Here is a 21,724-nt window from a genome sequence, read left to right as displayed (position 1 = left end):
TCATTGTCTTTAATTGTCTTTATTTTACAACAAGAACTTAAGAAAATCAACCTGCAATTTTTCGTTCAGTAAGATTCTGAATGCACTGGATCAATGTCTTTTCCCCATTAAAATGCACTCGAATCTGATATCCTGCATGTTCATAGCTTACATTCTCTTTTTGGATTTCTTTTTTTGTATCCAGAACTTCTACAGAATCAAATAACGTATTCATGCTATATGCCTCCTTCAGCATACAGTTCTCTCTACATCCTATGCCGGCAGGATTGTACAAAAGTTCTGTATGAATTGAATTCGGCTTTCGAAAGCCTGATTACATTCTAAAATTATTCTGCACCAATCACATTGAATTGAAATTGACCGCAGATTGAGTTTTTAAGATTCATTTTCTTCCTATACAGTATCAATTCCTATTGTCCGGAACATTTGTTCGTGTTATAATAAAAAGACTTTAAGAATATAAAACACGAAAACCAAAGGAGGGATTTCTGTTGGAACGATGTGATTTTTCTTCTATTAGCACATGCCTAAAAAATCAAATCAGTGAAAGCAATCAGATGAACCAACCTGATTTTTTATACGAATTATTTGAAGATTTTATGAATGATCCGATAAATGAAGATTTTTCTATGGATAATGGTCTAATTTGCCGCTGGATAACCGGACAAGCAAAAATCAGTCCCAAAATAACCTCATATTATGCAAAACCCAGCAATCAGAAAAAACTGGCAACAACCATTCAGCGGAACTTACTTCCCTTAATGGCAGACTGCAACATGGTTATACAGGACATTTACACGTTATTCATACAGGACGATACGATTTCGGATACAAAAAAGCAGGAACTTGTATCTCTATATAAACCTTCTGATTCAAGGCTGTTGTTTTTAGCAAAAGTACTTTCTTTTGGTATGGAACGGCAATTTATTAAACGTGATACAAGAAATCAAAAACTGATTGCAGGAGGTGTTCTATCTCCGATTGTTCTGGATTACATTATGGACAGCGAAGTCCCAAAACCATGCCGTCATTTTCTAGGAAGAGAAGAAGAACTGGATGAACTCCATACTTTGTTTGAAGAGAACCGACATATATTTCTTTATGGAATTGCCGGAATTGGAAAAAGCGAGCTTGCTAAAGCCTATGCAAAGCAATACAGAAAACAGTACACCAATATTCTCTATATGGAATACACCGGTAATCTATATCAAGATATTGTAGACATGGATTTTATTGATGATCCACCAGAAATCAGTGAGCAGGAACGTTTTCAAAGACATAACCGTTTCTTACGCTCTTTGAAATCTGATACACTGCTGATCATAGACAATTTTAATGTCACATCCACACAGGACAGTTGCCTGTCAGTCGTATTAAAATACCGTTGCCGGGTTTTATTTACAACCAGAAGCCAACTGTCTGAATACTGTAGTTTTCAATTAAAAGAACTGAAAGATATACCCACTCTTTTTCAACTGACATCTGTATTTTATTCAGAAGCAGAGGAAAACCGGGCAATCGTAGAAAAAATCATAGAAACTGTACACTACCATACTTTTGCTGTCGAACTGGCAGCCAAACTTCTGGAAAATGGAATTTTAACTCCAGAGCAATTATTGATAAAACTTCAAGAGGAAAAGGCTTCTCTTCATAATGAAGATAAGATTAAAGTAATGAAAGATGGTCAGAGCAAAAAAGCCACCTATTACAACCATATCCATACCCTGTTTTCGTTATACTCCTTATCACGGAAACAGCAGGATATTATGTGCAATATGTGTTTTATGCCTTCATCTGGTATTTCTGCCCGTATATTTTCCAAATGGCTGGAGCTGCCTACTTTAAATGACGTGAATGATCTGATCGAGACAGGTTTTGTACAGTCAAGTCTCCGGCATACTATTTCTCTGCATCCAATGATTCAGGAAATTGCAGTTTCCGAGACCGCACCTTCTGTTACAAGCTGCCACACGTTATTGGATTCTCTGCAAAAAATATGTTTGATGCATGGCATTGAAGTTAGCTATTATAAAAAATTATTTCAAACAGTAGAAAACATCATGCTTTTCATTGAAAAGGACGATATTCCCCAATACCTGTTATTTTTAGAAGATGTTTTTCCATATATGGAGAAGTACCACTATCAAAAGGGTATGAAAAAAATCATCCAGGAACTACAGCATTTTATAAAAGCAAATACTTACGGGACTGCCTCTGACCGTGCCTTACTATTGGATTATCAGGCAACTCTGGAACCCAAAACAGAAAAAGCGATAAAATTAGAAAAAGAAGCACTTGCTCAAATAAAAGAAACCACAAAAGAAAATGCCCACCTGGTTTCCAACCTCCATTCCAATCTTGGAGGGCTTTACCGAATCAACGGACAACTTGATCTCGCTAAAAGGCACATGAAAATGGGTATCTCTCTTTTACAACAATACCAGCTTCTTTATACTAATGACAGTATTCCTCAGATTAATAATTATGCTGTCCTCTTAATTGAAATACAAGAACCTGACCTTGCCCTGTCTGCTCTTCAGAAATTAGCACAGATTATCAAAGAATATAATTCAAACCACTGTTTGGATTATGCCCAGGTACAGGAATCCCTTGGAAGTATCTGCCTGATCACTGCAAATATTTCGCAAGCGAAAACCCATTTTAAAAAAGCCTTGAAAATTTATGAGGATATATGGGCAGACGAACCCGAATTGATTGAAGAAAAATATCAAGCAATTCAAGAATTGTATCCACAAGCTGGAATTGCTCTGGCAAAAAGTATTCTTCTCACCAAGCACTAACGGTTCCTACAAACACTTGTAAAATATATTGCCTCAATAATGTAAACGCCTAGTTTTGAGATACACTCCAAGACTAGGCGCTTGTCCATTTCCATTTTTTCTTAGACATGGAGCGTTTACATAAGGATCACTTTTCTTTTTTTGACACTTTTCGCTCCTCCTATCTCAAATTTTTTATAGTCTAGGTATATTGCCTTCATCAATGCCTGAGAACTTGTAAATATGCTCCTCTGCTTGTTCAATCTGCGATACATTACAATCATCTCGTCATCAACCTACTGTTTGATACAATATGTCAAATGCATAGTGGCTCAGTTCTATTAGAAATTTATATCTCTAACTCCGCACCAATTCTAAAATTCCTTTTGAAAGGCGATATACTTTATCAACACTTTCCAGTTCTTTATACTTATGCGTAATAAAAACGATAGTCTTATTTTTTAATTCACTATGTAATAACTCACGTAAAGCTTCATTTGATTCAACATCAAATCCTTCTGTAGCCTCATCCATAAGTAAAATGTCTGCATTTTTCAGCAGAGCCCTAGCTACAGCTATCTTTTGTCTTTCTCCTCCAGAAAGTTTTGCACCATCTTGTCCAATTTTTTGTCCAAATCCATGATCCAATTTTTCAATAAAACCTAAAGCACCACTTTTTCTACATGCTTCAACAACTGCATCTCTTGACGCCTTTCCATCGATATTAACATTCTCCTCTATAGTCCCTTGGAATAGATATGGTCTTTGGCTTATAACCGCAATTCTATTTCTCATATCTTGTATATCCATCAATTCCACAGGAGCTCCATACAATTTTATTATTCCTTTTTGTGGCCGGTAGAATCCCGCCAAAAGGTTCAAAAGTGTTGATTTGCCACTTCCATTTTCTCCTACGATCGCAATTCGTTCCCCTTTTTTTACACATAGTGAAATACCATTTAAAATAGGGTGTCCTGGTTCATAACCAAAGACAAGATTTTTTACTTCAAAAACCATATCCCTATCTTGATAAATTTTCTCAGGTTTCATTTCACATAATTTCATTTCCAATTCTTCCGGTTGTCCCCATAACTCAAAAAGACGTTTTGCCGATGGCTCAATTTGCGCAAAATAATATTTAATGTTTATCAATGCTGAAATTGGATTTACAACATATGCACTATATGTAATAAAAGCAAATGCTCCGCCTATAGTGAATTCTCCTTTTATTATAAAAAGCCCACTTAATATATATAATAACGCATTTACAACCGTGTCTATTACTACAACACTGACAGTACTATATTCATCTAGCATTGCGTTCTTTTTATATGAATCCATCAAATCTTTTTGCAGACCTTCAAATTGAGATTTTTTTACCTGAAACAGATTCCAGAGCTTCATTTCATGAATTCCATTTATACACTCGGCAAACCAACTCATAAACTTTCGTTTATCCTCAATCCACTGTTCAAACACTTCCCGTTTCTTGTTTGCACAATAGGACACTATTATAAATTTCAGTGGAATAATTGCTTCTATCAATATTGCTAATTTCCAGTCTAATAAGGACAGCCCAACTACTCCTCCTATTATTTGGAGAATTGATGATATAGAAAACTGAGTAATCTGATCCACAACAGATGACACATTATCAATATCCATACCAATTGTATTTATAATCTCTGCACTTCCTCTTTCAGCAAAATACTGTATTTTCATCCTATTGATTTTCCAGTAAGTCTTTTTATAGAGAGAATGTGTAAACTGATTATGTACATTTGAAAATAATTTTGTTTGGATTATATTTAACTCTTGCTGGGTTAAAGAAATTATTATTAATATAACAGAAAATAAAAGAATGTATTTCATGTTTTTCTGCAATATACCACAATCTGTTATTTGTCTTATAAGCAGTGGGTGTATAAACGTTATGAATGATGAACCCAAAAGGCAACAGATAATCCCTGGAAAATACTTTTTATATTCACACAACATTTTACAAATTCGATACCATGTTTTCCCATTTTCTCTCATATCCAATTGCCATCCTCACTATTCGTTAAGCAAAATATTGACAAACAAGCTCATATATATCCTCTATATTGTAAGTTATTCCTATTCGATCTTCTGCATACAATTCATACATATTATTTTTACGCACAATATACATATCTATATCTGATGCCTTACTACTTTCAAATATTTCTTCCTCTTGATTCAAAAGAATAATATCAGGTTCATAAGCTATATATACTGTATAAAGGATATCGTTCAATGACTCATTGGAATCGTCATAATATTCTAAAGGAATTACATTTTCATCTAAAGGATTTTTCTGCAGATTTATTGCGTAATAACCGTTCTGACTAAACATCACTTTTAGCTGTATCATTTCCTCGTAATCTAAATCAATACCGGCAATTACCGGTATCTCTATATTGGTTTTATCCCTTATTACATTTTCTAGTATATCCGGATAATCAGATTTATGCGTTGCTATAGTCATCAAAAAGTCCATAACATCATCAAATCCTGCTGTGGGCTTTCTGTTTAAATATGTAGCAATATGTCCAGTGACAACAGGAGCCGCATAACTATTGGCTTGATTTACGATCCCATTCCACGAAAAATTTGCTATAATAGAATTCTCAATATTATAACCTTTTTGTTCTTGAAACAGAATTTGACCATTTCCCAAAAGACCATAACGATCCTGCCTGACACCAAAAACACCTGGATATGCAGCTGGATAAGTCTTTATATTTCTGTTATGATATGCTGCTACTATAATCGCATCAGCATCAAGTAATCTTTTTATTTGAATCCATAAGGGTTTAATATCAAAATAATTGATTGTTCCAAGACTCATGTGAATTAACTTTATTTTATTTTGAATACACCATTCCAAAGCTTCCAGCAAAACTGTGATCTGTGTTGTTCCTGCAGAGTCAGTCACATTCAAGTCCCATAATTCTATATCACTACATATGCTTGTGATAATTCCGACGCATACAGCGCCATGGAATGATTTATCGTCTTTATACTCACTTGGATCGCATTTAGAAGCCAAAAAAGATTTATGAACAATCCTTTGATTCCTGTTATTTCTCATATGATAAGGTATACCGTTATCAATCAATGCGAGCTTAATCATTTGCACTATTCCTATTCTTACCTGTTATATATCCAAGCCAAATATCGCATATTTATTATTCTCATGATAAACCTTGTAATTCTATGGTCAATAAAAATTCAAGTGTCGCTGAACCCTAATATGCTTCTCCAATCACACTGCCATCATAAGCATTGATCACATAAGAAAGCTCCTGTAGAGAATTTCCACCAATACTTTCCCTGACAGTAAAAATCCATGCTGGAACCAACCATGCGTGTTTCGGCTCCTGATAGGCTGTGGTATAAGTATACTGCAATTTTGCGTTTACCACATCATACTCCAGTGCGGTAGTGTCGTTGGCAGACTGGCCTTTTCCGGAATACCAATAAAAAATCTGATCTGTCAGCTTTGCCTGTATTTTTTCAAAAGGCAGAAGCTTTGTATTTTCCGTCACCGTACAGACTTCTTCCGATATCCCATCCCATTTAAAATATTTAATTCCTTCCTCTGTTATCAGAATAGAGATTGTTTCTACCTGGAACGGAGGCACATAACTATCCACTGTTTCTTCCGCAACCACGCCATCAGGAACTGAAGTAATACCCTCTACACTTTTCGAAAAACAATACAGATATCCCGGTAATCCTCTATCCAGATCTCCCTGCCACAAAGCATCACTACCAAGTCCCAGACCATTGCGCTCTGAACATGCGCCATTCGGGAACCACACGGTACGATCAGAATCTACAAGGCCCATTCCATCGATACCTAAATCCTCTAAAACTTGTTCTGCCTGTTCCTTTCCATCTTCCTCTGTAAAGGTGATCTTGTCCATGCACTTTCGATACGCATCTGCCAGTTCATGAAATTTCTCTGTATAGCCGTTGGTATCCATGCCAAAGCTACTGTAATACTCACTCTGCATTTCCTCAGTTTCTATTGTTTCTTCTTCTATAAAATTAGAACCCTCCATCCAGAGAAAACTACTGTCATTGTCAATTTCCTGATTATACCGCTCTGCTTCTATATATGCCTTCCTGTCCTCGCCCACATCTGCAGTAAAATAATCCTCTGTATCTGTGTTTTCCAATTCAGTACTCATCCAACTCCGTGCCGCTTCCACACCGTGATCCTCTGTTTTTTTTTGAAATTTTATCTCCATCTTTTCCGGTGCAGACGCTTCATCCGGTGCAAGCTCCATCCCCTCTCGGGTTGCGTTTTGAATCCCTGCAATCGATGTAGAATATGCTGATTGCAAGTAACTTCCTTCCTTGCTGGAAATCCTGTCTAACACTTCCTGATACGCATCCTTTGTCACCATCTGTGGCATATATAGTTCCTCACCGTCCGTAAAATAATCAATCAATCCATTCAGTTCTTCCTGCGTTAACTCGTGATTTTGCATCTCTATGACTGGAAGATTGCCAATGCTTTGTTCGCCCAACTTAATATCTGCCTGGATAACCACACGGTCGTTGCTTTTCTTTTCTTCAAATTTCCAATGCGTTGGAACATTTGTCTCTCTCTTTTCTCCTTTTTTAAGAGGTTCACAGACAGCCGCCTCGCTAATCCCATCCACTTTGCTGACTACCGAACTCTCCTCTGGTGTTTCCTGACAGCTGGAAAGAATAATACACAACGCACCTACCATAATTGCTAGAACACTTTTTTTCATTTTTTCTCCATATATCTTATAGAATTGTCGCTTTTTCACGAAACTTCAATTATAAACTCTTTAACTTATAAATACCTTCCTGACACTATTAACGTTTTCGTATATTTTTTAGAAACAGACTACCTTATTTATTTTAATGTATAAGGCAGTCTGTTCTATGTACTAGTAACTATAACTTGTTAGTACATTACGCTATTGTCATTACTAATAACCACTCTTGAAGCATCCGCATTATGCTGAGATAACCAAGTCGCAGCACAATATGAACATGGGCAACCACATCCACAAACGCACCCAAAAGACTCAATCGTGTTCCTGTTTTTCTTCATATTTTTGTTGAGTTTCTTCATACGGTTCTCCTCCTTTCTGTTAAAATAATATCAATATTTCCGCTTCATTGGTGCCAAGAGAAACAGATATATGATATTTCATATTATAATTTCCGGATATAGAATAAACTAATTCAAAATGCTACTTTTCGTATGTGATTTAATTTATCGCATATTGTTTGCAAATTAAACTCATCCACTTTTATATCATCCAGCAATTTTATAATCGGCAAATTATATGTATTCTCTAATTCCATTATCACATATATCCAGCACTCTTCTACTACAGGCAAATCCAATAGATTCTGTTCTGAATTTTCTACTTTTATCATTGTGTATTTCAATATCACATTTTTAATTAGCTCTTCCATCCTATCTCCTCACTTATATTACAAAAATATTATTTGCAAGTTCTTCCAAAATTTTCAAAATTTCTTTTTCAATTTTAGTATCATCAAATATATCAAGGACTTGATATTCAGAATTTTCAGGTATCGCTGGTTTTTCATTCATATCCTCCATGGTATAATACCGTATCTTTTTCCATTCATGATCCGCCTTATAAAATTGTCGTGAAAGAATATATTCTTTCACTGGTGTATTATATTTTCTTAGAACAAAATCGCTTATATTTTTTAATACAGTATAATTCAAATCAGTATACCTATACAAAGCCAAAAAGCCTATATCTACATCCAATGCGTTTGAAATAATCAGAGGTAACTCGCCAAAATAATTTGTTTCATATTTTTCAAATTCCGAAACACCACCAGGGCAACCCACAAGAATCACATCGTACTCCTGTTGTTTTACTTTTGTATGTATCCAATGATTTAAAGCAATAATCTTTTCTGGATAAGACATGAATTTTGAATATAGAAAGCCAGGAAGATTTTCCATTCCTAAAAATCCACCGAGAACGTTAGAGCAAAGTGCCAGTACACGATACCCCTGTTTTTCAATCACCTTTTTAATCTTCACTTGCAATTGGAATTTATCGCAATTTTCGCCCAATCCCATGACTGATATTACCGGAATATCTATTTCTTTTTTATTTGGCGAAACAACTTCATCTGACAATTCACTTTCCTGTAATATACATACTTTATCTCTGTCAATTTGAATCTTATCTAGCAGTGCTAAACCAGCATAAATCTTTTTCCCTGAGTCTAATGCCATTTGCACTCTTTTTTGGTATCCGTCATAACTATATCCCATTGTATTTTCTGAAAAAACAATAGCATCAGCTCGAGTAAGACATTCTTCAAATTCTGTACTACAATATATCGAACTCTTCTTTTGTAATAGTTCAAGCCTACTCCTATCTTCTATATAGCTGGATACCGCAACCACCTGATATAATTTGTTTTCTTTCAATCCCTTGATAAGTATTTCTGTGTCATTATTTAATGGAAACACAACTAATTTTTCCATATGCACTCCTTTATTTTAATACTTGCAAATTTTCATTTCCTTTATATCCAAACTCAACAAGTATACACAATTTATATAGCAATAAAAGTGTACTTTCTTTTGAGTTTTCACATTGCTGTAGCAACATATTTTCTGTTAATATCTGATTATCTTTTGGAATTTGCGCCAAACAATATGCACACATTCTCAAATTCCAACATCCTAAACATTTTTCTTTAATCATCTTACCATGGTTAAGTAGGAAACTCATTTTATCAAAATCAAATCCCGAATCCAAACTTCCGATGCACATTTCTGAATCTTCTTCCGAAACTCTTTCACATGGAAAAAATTCACCTTTTGTATCCACAAATAGTCTTCTAACTGCAGGAATGCATGGACCACCATGATGTGTTTTTTTGCCTTCAGCAACATGACTATGTAGCTGTTCATATAATAACTCAATATCTTGCAGTTCTCTTCGCAACAATCGACTTTGTGCATCCCATTTTCGCTTCTCTAATACAGATAAAATCATCTTTATATATGCTAGTCGATGTACTCTGAAATTTTTTTGTGTTATGCGCGACAATGTCTCATCTTTTAAACCAACTGGATTTACATAATTGAAATTCACTGTCCCTGCTTCAAACAGCTCTTCTTCCGAATAAAATCGATATATATTTTCAAGATCTGATGAAGAACTAATAACACAATTAAACAAAACTTTTGAATAGTACTCTTCATTGTAAGCTTTCAGTCTACTCAAATTTTCTAAAATAATGTCAAATGAACCTTTTCCTGTTTTAAATCTTCGATTTATATCGTGACTTTTCTTATCACCATCAAGGCTAATCATAAGATTAAACTCATATTTTACCAAAAATTCTATGACATCTTCTGTCATTAAAGTCCCATTAGTCGTCATAGTAAAAAGAATTTTTTTATCCCCTTTACGTTGTAAAATATAGGAAACACATTTCTTAATCAATTCAAATTCCAGAAGAGGCTCACCCCCATAAAATGATAATGCAAGTTGATCCGCTTTTTCGCTTCTTTTCAAATAAAAGTCTATTGCTTTTTTGGCTGTCTCGAAATCCATCCTATTTGACGTATGGGAACGATTATAGTAGTTTCCAGAATATGCACAATATTTGCATCTCAAATTACACTGCTGAGTTACCTGCAAAATCAGATTGCCCATATAATGTTCTGCCAACAAATGTAAGTTTTCTGTCTCAGGATGCTCAATTTCTTCTATCGCAGTCTCACGCAATAATCCGCTTTTCACAAACCGTCTTAACACTCCATCAGGAACCAATTTTGTCTTTTCCACAGTTTTTAATATCTGATATTCTTCATCATTCACCATAACTACAGAATCCAAAGAACGATCATAAAAATATTTCTGCATTGGTGTTTGAATGCATTTAATTAATACCTTTCCCATATTCTTTCCCCCGTATTTTTATTTTATCTGCGTCAGGACACCTGCATCCATCTCACAGATCGTATCGCAGAGCCATTCGATCTCCAGCATGTTATGTGCTGCGATAAGAATAGTCTTCCCTCGTTCCTTTAATCCCCGCAAAAGCTCGCAGACCTCTCCTGCCCCCTGCTTGTCCAGACCATTAAAAGGCTCGTCCAATATCAAAAGCTCCGGATCTTCCATGATTGCCTGTGCGATACCAAGACGTTCACGCATTCCAAGAGAATACTGTCCTACCTTCTTTTTAGACAGAGGATCAAGCCCTAGGGCACGCATCGTCGCCCTCACATCGTCATCGGAAATACGGTGTTTCAGAGACGCCAGTCTCTTTAAATTCGCAAAACCGCTGAGATCCAGAAAGAAGCCAGGGTTTTCAATGATAATGCCTACGGAATCTGGAAAGTCCAGCTCCTTTCCGATCTGTTTTCCCCCTACGAGCACTGTGCCGCTCTCAGGTTGTAAAAATCCACAGATGCATTTAAACATTACGGTTTTCCCTGAACCGTTAAACCCCATAATCCCATGAATCTTCCCTTTTTCAAAATCATGGGTAATGTTCTTTAATACTTTTTCTTTTTGAAAGGATTTTGTCAGTCCCTTCAACCTGATTGCATATTCCATTTTGCCCTCCATTTATTCGTTTGTCTGCGTAAAAGAGAAATTATAGCCCTTAATTCGGACGGCTGACAAGCCGATCAGCGCTATGATTAATATTGCAAATATGAACATGCTCATCCCGATCCCTGGCAGGTAATCATAACCAAAGCTGTGCATGGGAAAGGTAGCTTGGTTCAACGGAGACAGCCAGCCGCAGAACACGTTCGCCCTATATTCCTGACTTTCTGTAAAATGAAACAGTTTCCGGAAAACATCTGGGTTCAGCAGGAGCCCATACAGACTGACTGCAAAAGCACCGATCACCCCTGCCATATTTCCCGCAGCCAGATTTAAAAACAACATGAGAACTGCGATAAAAAGAGTATATAAAAGTACAAGTCCAAACACTATTGCTGCGCACATATAAGGAGTTGAGCTTTCCATTGTTTTTATGGAAACAGGAACGGTTATGCTCTCCCCACCGCCATAGCCCAACATTGCCGCTGTTTCGCTCCACACATTTCCCGTAAAGGAAAAGGGAGCTCCCATAATTCCAAGCATCACAGCCAAAAAAATATTATAGATCACAGTCGCCAGGATCACATAGATAATCTGACCCGCAAGCCATATCTTCCGTTTTGTGCGTACAAGCCAATACGGAGTTGCCTGACTGATAAATGGCATGTCCGCAAAGAGCAGGATTAAAAGCAGGGAGGACAGCATAACAGAGGATGCATCCCCATATGTCCAAATAAACGGCTCGAATACCTGAAGGATTGTCTCATATTTTATCGCATGGGAAATAATCTGATCCGACAGCATCAGACATAATATAGCTGCCAAAATAAAGGTCATCCAGATCCTCGGACTTTTTTTCCATCCATAGAAATTCTGGCCTGCAATCCAAAAAGCCTGTTTAATATCACGCATACCGCAACCTTCTTTCTATTGCGCACATAAAGATCAGTGCCGTTAAAAAACTTCCAACCGCTAATATAGCAATGCAGAAGATATCATTGTAGTAAATAGACGCCGCCCAATAGCGGGGACTCAGAAAGAATGCTTTTTGATAGTAACGCTCCTGAAATACGGTCAGGACATAATAAAGAATAAAAGGAACGGCATAGGACATATAGCGATTTTTTGTTATGACAGCCGACGTACCGCCAATTAGCGCCCAAAAAGCGCCATTTAAAAACAATCTCAGAAAGCTTACCGCCGTTCTGCCCACAAGCACTGCCATCTCATAATTTCCGTCAATCAGAGAAGGATACTGACCGAACCTCAGTATACAGATTACAAGAAGGAACACCATGGCTAAAAAAGCTGTCAAACCTCCGGAGACCAACAATCCTGCTGCTTTTCCTACGAGATACTGTTTTCTCCCTGAACGGATATAACTGAACAGAAAAAAACGACTGTGCAGCTCAGCCTCCGTATTCTCTCCACCCGCAAAAGCAACGGCAATGGGAACAAACAGAAGCATATTAACGCTGTTCATACAATAGGTGTATGCTACGAACCAGCCTGGTCCTTCTGCAGATCCGCCTGCATTTATGATCTTCTGCAACATCTCATGCTCAGACATCAGGGTAGCCGAAACGATTAGAAAAATCCCCAAAATAAAGCGAATGCTTCGAATATTGTTTTTTATGTCCGTTGCCAACACATTTCTCATACGCTTTTCTCCTCACTTCAAACAGCTATAGACTTGATTTTTTTATTTTTATAAAATCCTAGTTTTTTGCAATAATATCACTATTTGTATAAAACTACACTCCTTATCAAACAACAGTTAAGGACTTGCAAAAACTGTTGTTCCTACTGAAAGCATTGCAACAGCTGTAAAAATTGATAATATTTTAAATTTTCTATTATTCTAAGTTCTACAAATACATAAGCCGCCAGTTAAGTACGATTAGTTTTATTATAATTCAATAAATTCCATCCAACTTTCCACATTTTATTGTACAATTTTACCATTTATATAATAACATGTCAACATTTAATGAACGTTTATAACAAAAAAATGCAGGGCTATAAAAAACTAAAGAAATTGCTCTATTTTACAAAATTATATCCTATTTTTCAATTCCAACTCAATTTTCCCTCAATGTCTTTTTCCTCCAACTTTCGTATGCTTATCTCACAGCAAAGCAGTACCACACCGGTACAGCCTGCTGAATTAATCAATACGAAAATGGAGGTGTTTTTTATGCGAGAACTCAGAAACACAAAAATCATTGCTGTAGATCACGGCTACGGCAACATGAAAACAGCAAATACCGTCACACCAACCGGAATCAAAGCCTATGAAACAGAACCCATCTTCACCGGGAATATTCTGGAATATAACGGCATTTACTACCGGATTGGCGAAGGACACAAAGAATTTATCCCAGATAAAGCTATGGACGAAGAATATTATCTTCTAACTCTCATGGCGATTGCAAGGGAACTGAATGTCTTTTCCATCCGTGAAGCAGACGTTCATCTGGCTGCCGGGCTTCCTCTGACATGGATCAGAAACCAGAGAGAAGATTTCCGTTCCTATCTGCTCCAGAATCCAGAAGTCCATTACCGATTTAACAGCAAAGAGTATCATCTCCGTTTTGTGGGATGCAGCCTTTACCCGCAGGGATATCCGGCTATCGTAAACCGACTTGGAGATTTCAAGGGGACAAATCTTCTTGCAGATATCGGCAACGGAACCATGAACATTCTGTATATCAATAATAAGAAAGCACAGGAAAGCCGGTGCTGGACAGAAAAGTTTGGCGTAAACCAATGCATGATTGCCGCTAAAAACGCTGTTCTGGACAACTTCGGAGTAAAGATTGAAGAATCTACCGTAGAGCAGATTCTGCGGTTTGGAACCGCTGACATTTCAGCGTCTTATCTGGATTGTATTACTGCTGTTGCCAGACAGTATGTCACAGATATTTTTGCCACGCTCCGCAAATATGAATACAATCCTGGCCTGATGCGCCTGTATGTGGTCGGAGGCGGTGGATGCCTGATCCGTAACTTTGGAGCGTATGACAAATCACGAGTTACCATCCTTGATGATATCTGTGCCACTGCCAAAGGTTATGAATCTCTGGCTTATATGAGCCTGAAAAGGAGGGGATAAGCCATGCAGAACCATATCCGCAACACAAACCTGCGATTTAATCTGGACAAAGACCAGCAGCGGAGAGCCTGGGAATATTTACAGACGATGGACAGACAGAATTTTAAATCTTACAGCCAGGTAATCTCCCTTGCACTGGTCGATTATTTTGACCGCTACTACCGCACTCAGGCTGATCCCTATCTGGAAACAAGGGAACGGGAAGAACTTTTTGTGAAACAGATTGTAGAAGCAGTAGAACACAGCCTGAAACAGTCATTGCCGATTTTTCTGTCCGGGCTGACTGCAGGCATGTTGGAAAGGGAATCCCCCATCAGGATGCCCTTTCCAGCTCCTGAAAAAGAACAGCCGGATCGTGATATAGACTGGGATTTTCTTGGAGAATAAACCATTGTGATTGGAGGTGAACACATGACGGACTTTCTGACAGCAGACACAAGCCTGCCATCTTATATGATGTTTCCCCGTTTTCTTCTGGACATGGAAATAAACGAAACTGCCAAAATGCTTTATATGATCCTGCTCGACCGTGCAAGGCTTTCCCAGAAAAATGAGGGCTGGTCAGATACAAATGGTCATGTGTTCCTCTACTTTACGATTGAAGCACTGGCAGAAGTTCTCCACAAAAGCCAGATGACGGTGAAAACTGCTCTGGCAGTACTGGAAAAACAAGAGCTTATCTTCCGAAAACGGCAGGGACCCGGACACCCTAATCGGATCTATGTAAAAATCCCGAAAGAAACCCTCAGCAATACAGACAGAATTCTTTCCTCAAGACAGACAGAAAACTGTCCTATTGACAGACAGGATTCTTTCCCTGATACAGACAGAAAACTGTCCAGTAATAAGAAAGAGATAAAAAAGAACCATTTAACAATAAGAGGGAGTAAAGAGCCACGCTCACCCTATGGAACATTTCAAAATGTTTTTCTGTCAGAGACGGAGCTGGAAAATATCCGGCAGACAATCCCTGACTGGCAGGACTATATGGAACGCTTATCCGGTTATATGGCTTCTACCGGAAAGCAATACCAAAACCATGCAGCTACCATCATCCGTTGGGCAAGACAGGATCATCCTGTTTCCCGGCAACGAAATTATGAAAGTGAGGAATACGAAACATTATGACAACATTTACAGAAAAACCAACAGCTATCACACCAAACAGAGAGCTTCAGTCTGATGAATATTTTAACGAAACAAATCACCTGATCTACTGTTCCAAATGCAATACGCCAAGACAGTGCAGGCATGAATTACAGGGAAAGGTTCTTATTCCTTCCATCCGCTGTAAGTGCCAGCAGGAGATCTTTGAACAGGAGGAAGCCCAGAGAAAACTTCATGAAAAGCAAATGGAAATAGAGCATCTCAAAACCAGCGGCTTACAGGACAAATCACTTTATGACTACACCTTTGCCAAAGATAACGGCAGCAATCCGGAAATGAAACTTGCACACAATTATGTAAGTAACTGGGAAGAGATGAAAGCAAACGCTTCCGGACTTCTCATCTGGGGCGATGTCGGTACTGGAAAATCTTTCTTTGCAGGCTGCATTGCCAATGCTCTTCTGGAAAAAGGCGTCCCGGTACTGATGACCAACTTTTCCCGGATTCTGAATACCCTTACCGGAATGCATTTTGAAGACAGGAATCAGTTCATCCACAGCTTAAACCGCTACAGCCTTCTGATCATTGATGACCTCGGAATTGAACGGAACTCTGACTTTGCACTGGAACAGGTATTCAATGTGATTGACAGCCGTTACCGCAGTAAAAAGCCCCTGATCATAACAACCAATCTCACTTTATCAGAGCTGAATAACGCCGCTGATATCGCACACAAGCGAATTTATGACCGGATTCTGGAGAGATGTGTTCCCATCCGTATCAATAACCGGAATATCCGTCAGGACAATGCAACAGCTAATTTAAAAAAAACGAAAAAAATTCTGTTAGATAATCACACTTCAAACCAGAGTTGAAACAAAGCAGCATCGCACAATAACTATTTTTCACTGACAGTAGTACTACTTTCTTTTCTTATTTATCACCAGAGACATGCCACTGTCAGTTATCTAAAACTATAGTACTAAACCACAAGATTTTAAAACTAAATCGCCCGGATACGGGCATAAAAAGGAGGTGCCAGATATGGCAAATAAAAGAATTATGACACCAGAAGAAAAAGTGCTTTTACAGGCAAAACACAGACTGGAAGAAATCGAAGCAAGAAACCGTAAAAAGGAACGTAATGCCAGAACACGCAGATTGATTCAAGAAGGAGCGATTCTGGAAAGCATTGCTCCACATATTAAAGAAATGGATTTAGATACCCTAAAGCGGGAGCTGATGCTCCGGCTAAGAGGAATGTAAATACACAAGTTCTACTCCCGAAGGGCGCACTTACTCACCACCCGATAAATCGGGCGGTGGTATCCCCTACGGGGCTCGTGCGCTCTGCCGAGGGCTATCCGCTGTTGCAGGCAACATCGAAAGGAGGTGCCAGATATGGCAATTTATCATATGCAAGCCAAGGTCGTCAGCCGTGGTTCCGGGCGGTCTGCTGTCGCTGCATCTGCTTATATGAGCTGTAGCCGCATATACAATGATTACGATGGCATCCAGCATGACTACACCCGAAAACATGGACTGATCTATCAGGAAGTAATGCTTCCCCCTATGGCTCCGCCTAAATGGAAAAACCGGGAGCAACTCTGGAATGCTGTAGAAGCTGCTGAAAAAACAAAAGACAGCCGACTGGCAAGAGAATTTGTTGTCGCACTCCCTATTGAGTTGGATAAAGACAGCAATATTTCTCTTCTTCAGAATTTTATTCAAAAGAATTTTGTAGATATGGGAATGTGTGCCGATTTCGCCATTCACGATACAGATGGTCACAATCCCCATGCACACATTCTACTTACTGTCCGTCCATTAAACGAAAACGGAACATGGCAGTATAAAACCGAAAAAGAATATCTATGCATCAAAGATGGAGAGGAAAAGGGATTTACTGCTTCTGAATTTAAGGATGCTCAGAAAGAGGGCTGGGAAAAACAGTATCGTTATAAAGCTGGGAAAAAGAAAGTATATCTGACTCCCTCGGCAGCACAGGAGAAAGGTTATGAACGTATCGACAAACATCCAAAAAGCACCCGGTATGGCAGACAAAACCCGATTTCCGAACAATGGAACAGTGAGGAACAGCTCTGCCTCTGGAGAGCAAACTGGGCAGATGCCGTAAATAAAATGCTTGCCCTTAATCAGATAAATGCCGCCATTGATCACCGCAGTTTTGCAGCTCAGGGAATCACTGAACAGCCAACCATCCACGAAGGCTACATTGCCCAGAATATGGAAAAGAAAGGCATGATAGCAGACCGGTGTGAAATCAACCGTCGGGTTCGTGCGGATAACAGAATACTACGGGAATTAAAAACACAGATAAAAAAATTGGTTCAAGCTGTCGAAAAATCTATTCCGGTAATTGCAGAAACATTAGAAGCAATCCGCAATCATATGATTTTTACACAATATCATTTACTTCATAATGAAATGCAAAAAGAAGTGATCCATGACTGGATGCAGCATTTTCGTCCTATCCTAAATAAATATGATACCATTAAGAAAAAGCTCAAAGCGAAAGTTACTGAAAAGAAAGAACTAAATGTGCAAAAAAGTAAAACCAGTATTCTAAATCCTTTCCAGCATATAAAGTTAAACCAGCAGCTTACAACCGTAACAGAAGAAATCGAGGAACTGAAATCTGCCAAAGAACAGCTGCTGTTTCAGGCTGAATGCTCCACAGAGAAAGATATGGCGAGCCTTTCCAGAAAATACGACCAGATGGATAAGAATCTGGATATTCTCGATTCTCAGGATATGGCTCTCAAAGAGCAGCTTGAAAAAGATGCTGTCGCTTTCCAAGAGGAAAAACTCCGGCCTAAACCAGAGCAATATACAGAATTACTGGATGCCAGAATCCAGATACGACCTACTTTCCGAGAGAAACTGATTGAGCAGCTCAAAGGTACTTTTGGTGAATATTATGACTATCACTATCGTGATATCGCAACCCATGAAGTGGATGATCTCAATATGGAAGATCCCTATAGCTTCTCTCATCGTACCTGGGAACTTGAATATCAGAGGAAACAGGAATTGCAAAAAAAACATCCTGTTCAATCCAGGCAAAAATCGCACAACACAGAACTATAATGTTTAAACTACTAATATAAAAAATATCCCGTTTTCTCAAAACAGTTATATTGCTTCATCCCAATAATTCACAAACTGCTAACCACCGAGCAAAAGTGAGGCACAAAGTGCGTAAGCATAATTTGATTTCTTTCCGCTTACGCACTCTCTTTTTATCTTGAGCAAAAAATTCCTACTTTGTAAAGCCAACAAATGGGGTTTGGGGGGCTCCCAAAGTGCGTTTGGATATCCAAACGCTATGCTTGCAAAACCAGTTCCACTAATTTCCCTCGATACTCCCTTCTTCTAAAATCAATGATAATTATAACATTGCCAATTTTGTAAAGTAATAATCAACTTAAAATATAGACGACAAACAATAAAACCATGATACTGTTACAAAAAGCAGTAGCATGGTTTCTTTATATTTCATTATAGATTTTCTCTATCTATCATATTTTCTATTGTTTCTGAGAAACAACACTCTTTCAAATCAATACTTTTGTCCATCTTCACAAGATTTGTATATTTCTCATCTGTATAGTGTTTTGATATTACAGCAAATACTTTATATGTAGGCTGTGCTGTTACATCTCTGATGTCCTTTTTCAGCAATGTGTTCGGTACATTTAATTTCGTATTTTTATCTTTTACGAAGCCAATACAACCACATATATTCCCGGCAGCTTTTTCTGTATATAATTTCGGTCCTCGATCTGTAAATTCTCCTATCATTGTTACGTTTTTCTTAATAAGCATCATACGTTCCAATATATCCAATTTTTGCCCCGTAGAGCCATCTTTTGCAAAAACAAAATCATTTTCTGTTAATCGCTTATCCAGGCATTTCTGGTAAAAATGAATTGCAGAAGCTGTCTCTTTTTTATTCAATCGAACTCCTGTCAAATGTAAAAAATTGTATCTATGGAAAACAACTTCATATCCCTGTACAGATGACAAAATCTTATTACTTTCCTGTAATTGCTTATTCACCTCTTTCGGTAAGCCATATAGGAACAAAACCTTCTGATCCTCAAGATGTTCTTTATATAGTTGTGCCGCTTTTGTCATAATCTGAATTGCACGTCTTTTGTCCATAACTTAATCCTTATCCCATAAAATTTAGAGAAGGGAATGTTCACGCCGCAGCACTAAACATTCCCTTCTCATGGTTGATTTTTCCGTTGTCTGCCAACCTCCAGCACCTTCGTCTGGAAAATATCAGGTTTTTCCGTTGCCTGCCAACCTCCGACACCTTCGTTCGGAAAACGTATCAGATTTTAGGTGTCAACCCACCGCTGATGCACAGCTTTTCTAATTACATTTTACACGAACTATGTGGAAAATGCAATTACAATTTTATCTTATGATGCCCTGCTACATTTTATACACTATTTATCTTACATTTCATTCTTGATAAATTATCTCTTTATCCACAATCTCCCTCGCACATACTTGTATATTGTTCATTCTTCCTATCCATTCCAAGACATTTTCCACCTTTAGCTGTTCTGTAATGCCTTGTGCCTGTTTCATCTGTTCTACAAGTCTTTCAAAGCGTTCCTGTGCCTGTTCTTCTATATCAGCCAAATAACCATTCAGCCTGCCGCTTGTAAGCATATTCAGATATAGCAATCTGCGGTATTCCTTCAAATACCGCAAATGTCTTTGTCCCCATACACCGACAACCCTTTGTTCTTCTTCCTTCGGTAAGGTAAGAGCAGGGATAAGATAATCCCCATGTCTGATATAAGTACCGCCCATCTCTTCAAAAATTGTTTTCTTCATTGTCTGTTCTACCTTTCTTATCGTTCTCTATTCATAGATTTTCTTTACGACCGTTCCAATTTTACAGTAACAATAATTCTTCAATTTTCAGTTCACATTGCCCCTCCCGAAGAAGTATGATAGAATAATTCTATTAAATTGAATCGGAGGTGCCACATGGCTATCAGTTCCAACAATATTCAGGTCTATACTACTTTGTCCAAAGAACTGGTTGCTGAGATTGATAAGGATGCAAAAGCGAACTATCGTACACGTTCCCAGCAGATTAACATGATCCTGACCGAGTATTATAAGACTCAAACAACAACCAAACATGAATCCGAGTAAAACACTGAATTGCCTGAAAACACAGGAAATATCAGTGTTTTCTTATGTTTTCCCTTAATTATAAGGTTCATGTGGCGGCACCTGTGTAGGCTGTGTCTGTGGTGGTGTCTGCATATGCTGCGCCTGTGGCGGAACCTGTGTAGGCTCTGTCTGTGGTGGTTGCTGTGGTTTTGGAGCAACGAATGGTTCTACCACTATTTTATGCCCACATACTGTACAAAATTTACTGCCATCCGGAATTTGTGCTGAACAATTTTTGCAAATCATACCTTTCCCTCCTAGTTTTTATTCTTTTCTTCATTTGAGTTCTTTCCGAACATACTCCAAAATGTTGCTACTACAATGAGTAACCCTAGAGGAATCGCAATACAACAATAAAGAATTTCTATTGGATCACTCTCTGAATTCAATTTATAATTGCCTTTTCTCGTGCCCCATATGTTCTCTATAATTATAATAAACAATATAAAAATGTTTTTCACTATTACTTGTGTTAGTAATCTGCATTTTTCTTTATATTGTAGAAAAATTCCAGAAGTAATAATGCTTCCGGGATGGATAATACAAACGTCACACCTACGCAAGTAACCTTCTGGCAAACAGAGCTGCACCAAAGACTGTGCAGGAATTATAGAACACTCAGATGTCAGTACCACAATGAATGTCTATACTCATTCCACAAGAAAAGTCAAGCAGGAATCTGCAAAGCTGGGATGCCTGTAAAATAGGGAAAGCCAGCCAAATATTTCGTCAAATTGTTAAGGAAACAATCGGAGTTGTTGTAAACGAAAAAGCAGTCTTGCGGTTTTATCAAACTGCCCTTTCGTTTACATCAATTTCGATTTTTCCTTGGTGAACAAAGTCGCGTCCCTTTCGCC

21 protein-coding genes and 1 pseudogene are annotated in these 21,724 nt (G+C 38.0%); 9 read left to right on the top strand and 13 right to left on the bottom strand.

All coding sequences use genetic code 11. From position 1 onward, the window contains the following. Positions 1-46: 46 nt before the first annotated feature. Entirely contained in the window at positions 47-214 is a 168-nt protein-coding gene (locus D8Q48_RS15155) for a hypothetical protein (RefSeq protein ID WP_009245398.1), read from the bottom strand. Between the two features lie 277 nt (positions 215-491). On the opposite strand from D8Q48_RS15155, the gene D8Q48_RS15150 reads away from it, so the two are divergent. Continuing rightward, positions 492-2,801 (top strand): tetratricopeptide repeat protein, encoded by a 2,310-nt coding sequence (locus tag D8Q48_RS15150; protein ID WP_009245399.1) that lies wholly within the window; start codon positions 492-494, stop codon positions 2,799-2,801. 336 nt (positions 2,802-3,137) lie between these two features. On the opposite strand, the gene D8Q48_RS15145 is transcribed toward D8Q48_RS15150, so the two are convergent. From D8Q48_RS15145 to D8Q48_RS15105, 9 genes are all read right to left on the bottom strand, one after another. Beyond that, on the bottom strand, positions 3,138-4,817 hold the full coding sequence (locus D8Q48_RS15145) for an ABC transporter ATP-binding protein (protein WP_005428253.1): 1,680 nt from the start codon (positions 4,815-4,817) through the stop codon (positions 3,138-3,140). 25 nt (positions 4,818-4,842) lie between these two features. After that, the gene (locus tag D8Q48_RS15140; RefSeq protein ID WP_009245400.1) at positions 4,843-5,937 is read right to left on the bottom strand and encodes a S8 family serine peptidase; all 1,095 of its coding nucleotides are present in this window, start codon (positions 5,935-5,937) and stop codon (positions 4,843-4,845) included. 115 nt (positions 5,938-6,052) lie between these two features. Then, positions 6,053-7,573, bottom strand: a complete 1,521-nt coding sequence (locus D8Q48_RS15135; protein ID WP_005428257.1) for a DUF6034 family protein — start codon at positions 7,571-7,573, stop codon at positions 6,053-6,055. 463 nt (positions 7,574-8,036) lie between these two features. After that, positions 8,037-8,273, bottom strand: a complete 237-nt coding sequence (locus D8Q48_RS15130; RefSeq protein WP_005428259.1) for a hypothetical protein — start codon at positions 8,271-8,273, stop codon at positions 8,037-8,039. A 13-nt stretch (positions 8,274-8,286) separates the two neighbouring features. After that, the gene (locus D8Q48_RS15125; protein WP_005428260.1) at positions 8,287-9,336 is read right to left on the bottom strand and encodes a TIGR04066 family peptide maturation system protein; all 1,050 of its coding nucleotides are present in this window, start codon (positions 9,334-9,336) and stop codon (positions 8,287-8,289) included. A gap of 10 nt (positions 9,337-9,346) precedes the next feature. Beyond that, the gene (ccpM, locus tag D8Q48_RS15120) at positions 9,347-10,765 is read right to left on the bottom strand and encodes a Cys-rich peptide radical SAM maturase CcpM (protein ID WP_009245406.1); all 1,419 of its coding nucleotides are present in this window, start codon (positions 10,763-10,765) and stop codon (positions 9,347-9,349) included. Between the two features lie 18 nt (positions 10,766-10,783). Then, positions 10,784-11,425: an ATP-binding cassette domain-containing protein gene (locus tag D8Q48_RS15115; protein ID WP_009245407.1), complete on the bottom strand. Its 642-nt coding sequence runs from the start codon at positions 11,423-11,425 to the stop codon at positions 10,784-10,786. 12 nt (positions 11,426-11,437) lie between these two features. Then, on the bottom strand, positions 11,438-12,331 hold the full coding sequence (locus D8Q48_RS15110; protein ID WP_005428264.1) for a hypothetical protein: 894 nt from the start codon (positions 12,329-12,331) through the stop codon (positions 11,438-11,440). Beyond that, positions 12,324-13,079, bottom strand: coding sequence for a hypothetical protein (locus tag D8Q48_RS15105; RefSeq protein WP_005428267.1), 756 nt, complete (start codon positions 13,077-13,079; stop codon positions 12,324-12,326). Before D8Q48_RS15105 ends, D8Q48_RS15110 begins: the two co-directional genes overlap by 8 nt. A gap of 537 nt (positions 13,080-13,616) precedes the next feature. On the opposite strand from D8Q48_RS15105, the gene D8Q48_RS15100 reads away from it, so the two are divergent. The 6 genes from D8Q48_RS15100 to mobQ all read left to right on the top strand — a co-directional run bounded on the left by D8Q48_RS15100 (position 13,617) and on the right by mobQ (position 18,752). Continuing rightward, positions 13,617-14,534: a ParM/StbA family protein gene (locus tag D8Q48_RS15100; RefSeq protein WP_009245410.1), complete on the top strand. Its 918-nt coding sequence runs from the start codon at positions 13,617-13,619 to the stop codon at positions 14,532-14,534. Positions 14,535-14,537: 3 nt separating this feature from the next. Then, positions 14,538-14,921 (top strand): hypothetical protein, encoded by a 384-nt coding sequence (locus D8Q48_RS15095; protein WP_005428271.1) that lies wholly within the window; start codon positions 14,538-14,540, stop codon positions 14,919-14,921. A gap of 24 nt (positions 14,922-14,945) precedes the next feature. Continuing rightward, on the top strand, positions 14,946-15,662 hold the full coding sequence (locus tag D8Q48_RS15090) for a replication initiator protein A (RefSeq protein ID WP_005428274.1): 717 nt from the start codon (positions 14,946-14,948) through the stop codon (positions 15,660-15,662). Beyond that, a complete protein-coding gene (locus tag D8Q48_RS15085; protein ID WP_005428275.1) occupies positions 15,659-16,516 on the top strand; it encodes an ATP-binding protein in 858 nt (285 codons plus the stop codon). The genes D8Q48_RS15090 and D8Q48_RS15085 overlap by 4 nt, the downstream gene beginning before the upstream one ends. Before the next feature lie 169 nt (positions 16,517-16,685). Next, on the top strand, positions 16,686-16,907 hold the full coding sequence (locus D8Q48_RS15080) for a hypothetical protein (RefSeq protein WP_005428277.1): 222 nt from the start codon (positions 16,686-16,688) through the stop codon (positions 16,905-16,907). A 135-nt stretch (positions 16,908-17,042) separates the two neighbouring features. Then, positions 17,043-18,752, top strand: coding sequence for a MobQ family relaxase (mobQ, locus tag D8Q48_RS15075; RefSeq protein ID WP_023924145.1), 1,710 nt, complete (start codon positions 17,043-17,045; stop codon positions 18,750-18,752). A gap of 411 nt (positions 18,753-19,163) precedes the next feature. Here the strand turns inward: mobQ and D8Q48_RS15070 are convergent, their stop codons facing one another. Then, entirely contained in the window at positions 19,164-19,829 is a 666-nt protein-coding gene (locus tag D8Q48_RS15070; protein ID WP_005428282.1) for a PBECR4 domain-containing protein, read from the bottom strand. A 309-nt stretch (positions 19,830-20,138) separates the two neighbouring features. Next, on the bottom strand, positions 20,139-20,519 hold the full coding sequence (locus D8Q48_RS15065; RefSeq protein ID WP_005428283.1) for a TnpV protein: 381 nt from the start codon (positions 20,517-20,519) through the stop codon (positions 20,139-20,141). Positions 20,520-20,675: 156 nt separating this feature from the next. Here D8Q48_RS15065 and D8Q48_RS17310 point away from each other — a divergent pair, with 156 nt between their 5' ends. Continuing rightward, entirely contained in the window at positions 20,676-20,846 is a 171-nt protein-coding gene (locus D8Q48_RS17310) for a hypothetical protein (protein WP_005428285.1), read from the top strand. Between the two features lie 54 nt (positions 20,847-20,900). Here D8Q48_RS17310 and D8Q48_RS15060 read toward each other — a convergent pair whose 3' ends face one another. Continuing rightward, positions 20,901-21,113, bottom strand: coding sequence for a zinc ribbon domain-containing protein (locus tag D8Q48_RS15060; protein WP_121057085.1), 213 nt, complete (start codon positions 21,111-21,113; stop codon positions 20,901-20,903). Between the two features lie 301 nt (positions 21,114-21,414). On the opposite strand from D8Q48_RS15060, the pseudogene D8Q48_RS15050 reads away from it, so the two are divergent. Beyond that, positions 21,415-21,569: pseudogene (locus D8Q48_RS15050) on the top strand (tyrosine-type recombinase/integrase); the annotation flags it as partial. Between the last annotated feature and the right edge of the window lie 155 nt (positions 21,570-21,724).

Source organism: Ruminococcus sp. B05, from assembly GCF_003628495.1.
Taxonomy (GTDB): Bacteria; Bacillota; Clostridia; order Lachnospirales; family Lachnospiraceae; genus Schaedlerella; species Schaedlerella hominis.
The sequence above is the reverse complement of the archived record's forward strand: the minus strand, read 5'-3'. Positions and strand labels throughout refer to the sequence as shown.

What these genes read in the sequence shown, in the direction of transcription:
- D8Q48_RS15145 (WP_005428253.1), bottom strand. Translation starts at nt 4,817, where the DNA reads ATGAGAGAAAATGGGAAAACATGGTATCGAATTTGTAAAATGTTGTGT.
- ccpM (WP_009245406.1), bottom strand. Translation starts at nt 10,765, where the DNA reads ATGGGAAAGGTATTAATTAAATGCATTCAAACACCAATGCAGAAATAT.
- D8Q48_RS15080 (WP_005428277.1), top strand. Translation starts at nt 16,686, where the DNA reads ATGGCAAATAAAAGAATTATGACACCAGAAGAAAAAGTGCTTTTACAG.
- D8Q48_RS15130 (WP_005428259.1), bottom strand. Translation starts at nt 8,273, where the DNA reads ATGGAAGAGCTAATTAAAAATGTGATATTGAAATACACAATGATAAAA.
- D8Q48_RS15125 (WP_005428260.1), bottom strand. Translation starts at nt 9,336, where the DNA reads ATGGAAAAATTAGTTGTGTTTCCATTAAATAATGACACAGAAATACTT.
- D8Q48_RS15155 (WP_009245398.1), bottom strand. Translation starts at nt 214, where the DNA reads ATGAATACGTTATTTGATTCTGTAGAAGTTCTGGATACAAAAAAAGAA.
- D8Q48_RS15085 (WP_005428275.1), top strand. Translation starts at nt 15,659, where the DNA reads ATGACAACATTTACAGAAAAACCAACAGCTATCACACCAAACAGAGAG.
- D8Q48_RS17310 (WP_005428285.1), top strand. Translation starts at nt 20,676, where the DNA reads ATGGCTATCAGTTCCAACAATATTCAGGTCTATACTACTTTGTCCAAA.
- D8Q48_RS15090 (WP_005428274.1), top strand. Translation starts at nt 14,946, where the DNA reads ATGACGGACTTTCTGACAGCAGACACAAGCCTGCCATCTTATATGATG.
- D8Q48_RS15110 (WP_005428264.1), bottom strand. Translation starts at nt 12,331, where the DNA reads ATGCGTGATATTAAACAGGCTTTTTGGATTGCAGGCCAGAATTTCTAT.
- mobQ (WP_023924145.1), top strand. Translation starts at nt 17,043, where the DNA reads ATGGCAATTTATCATATGCAAGCCAAGGTCGTCAGCCGTGGTTCCGGG.
- D8Q48_RS15070 (WP_005428282.1), bottom strand. Translation starts at nt 19,829, where the DNA reads ATGGACAAAAGACGTGCAATTCAGATTATGACAAAAGCGGCACAACTA.
- D8Q48_RS15065 (WP_005428283.1), bottom strand. Translation starts at nt 20,519, where the DNA reads ATGAAGAAAACAATTTTTGAAGAGATGGGCGGTACTTATATCAGACAT.
- D8Q48_RS15115 (WP_009245407.1), bottom strand. Translation starts at nt 11,425, where the DNA reads ATGGAATATGCAATCAGGTTGAAGGGACTGACAAAATCCTTTCAAAAA.
- D8Q48_RS15060 (WP_121057085.1), bottom strand. Translation starts at nt 21,113, where the DNA reads ATGATTTGCAAAAATTGTTCAGCACAAATTCCGGATGGCAGTAAATTT.
- D8Q48_RS15105 (WP_005428267.1), bottom strand. Translation starts at nt 13,079, where the DNA reads ATGAGAAATGTGTTGGCAACGGACATAAAAAACAATATTCGAAGCATT.
- D8Q48_RS15100 (WP_009245410.1), top strand. Translation starts at nt 13,617, where the DNA reads ATGCGAGAACTCAGAAACACAAAAATCATTGCTGTAGATCACGGCTAC.
- D8Q48_RS15095 (WP_005428271.1), top strand. Translation starts at nt 14,538, where the DNA reads ATGCAGAACCATATCCGCAACACAAACCTGCGATTTAATCTGGACAAA.
- D8Q48_RS15135 (WP_005428257.1), bottom strand. Translation starts at nt 7,573, where the DNA reads ATGAAAAAAAGTGTTCTAGCAATTATGGTAGGTGCGTTGTGTATTATT.
- D8Q48_RS15140 (WP_009245400.1), bottom strand. Translation starts at nt 5,937, where the DNA reads ATGATTAAGCTCGCATTGATTGATAACGGTATACCTTATCATATGAGA.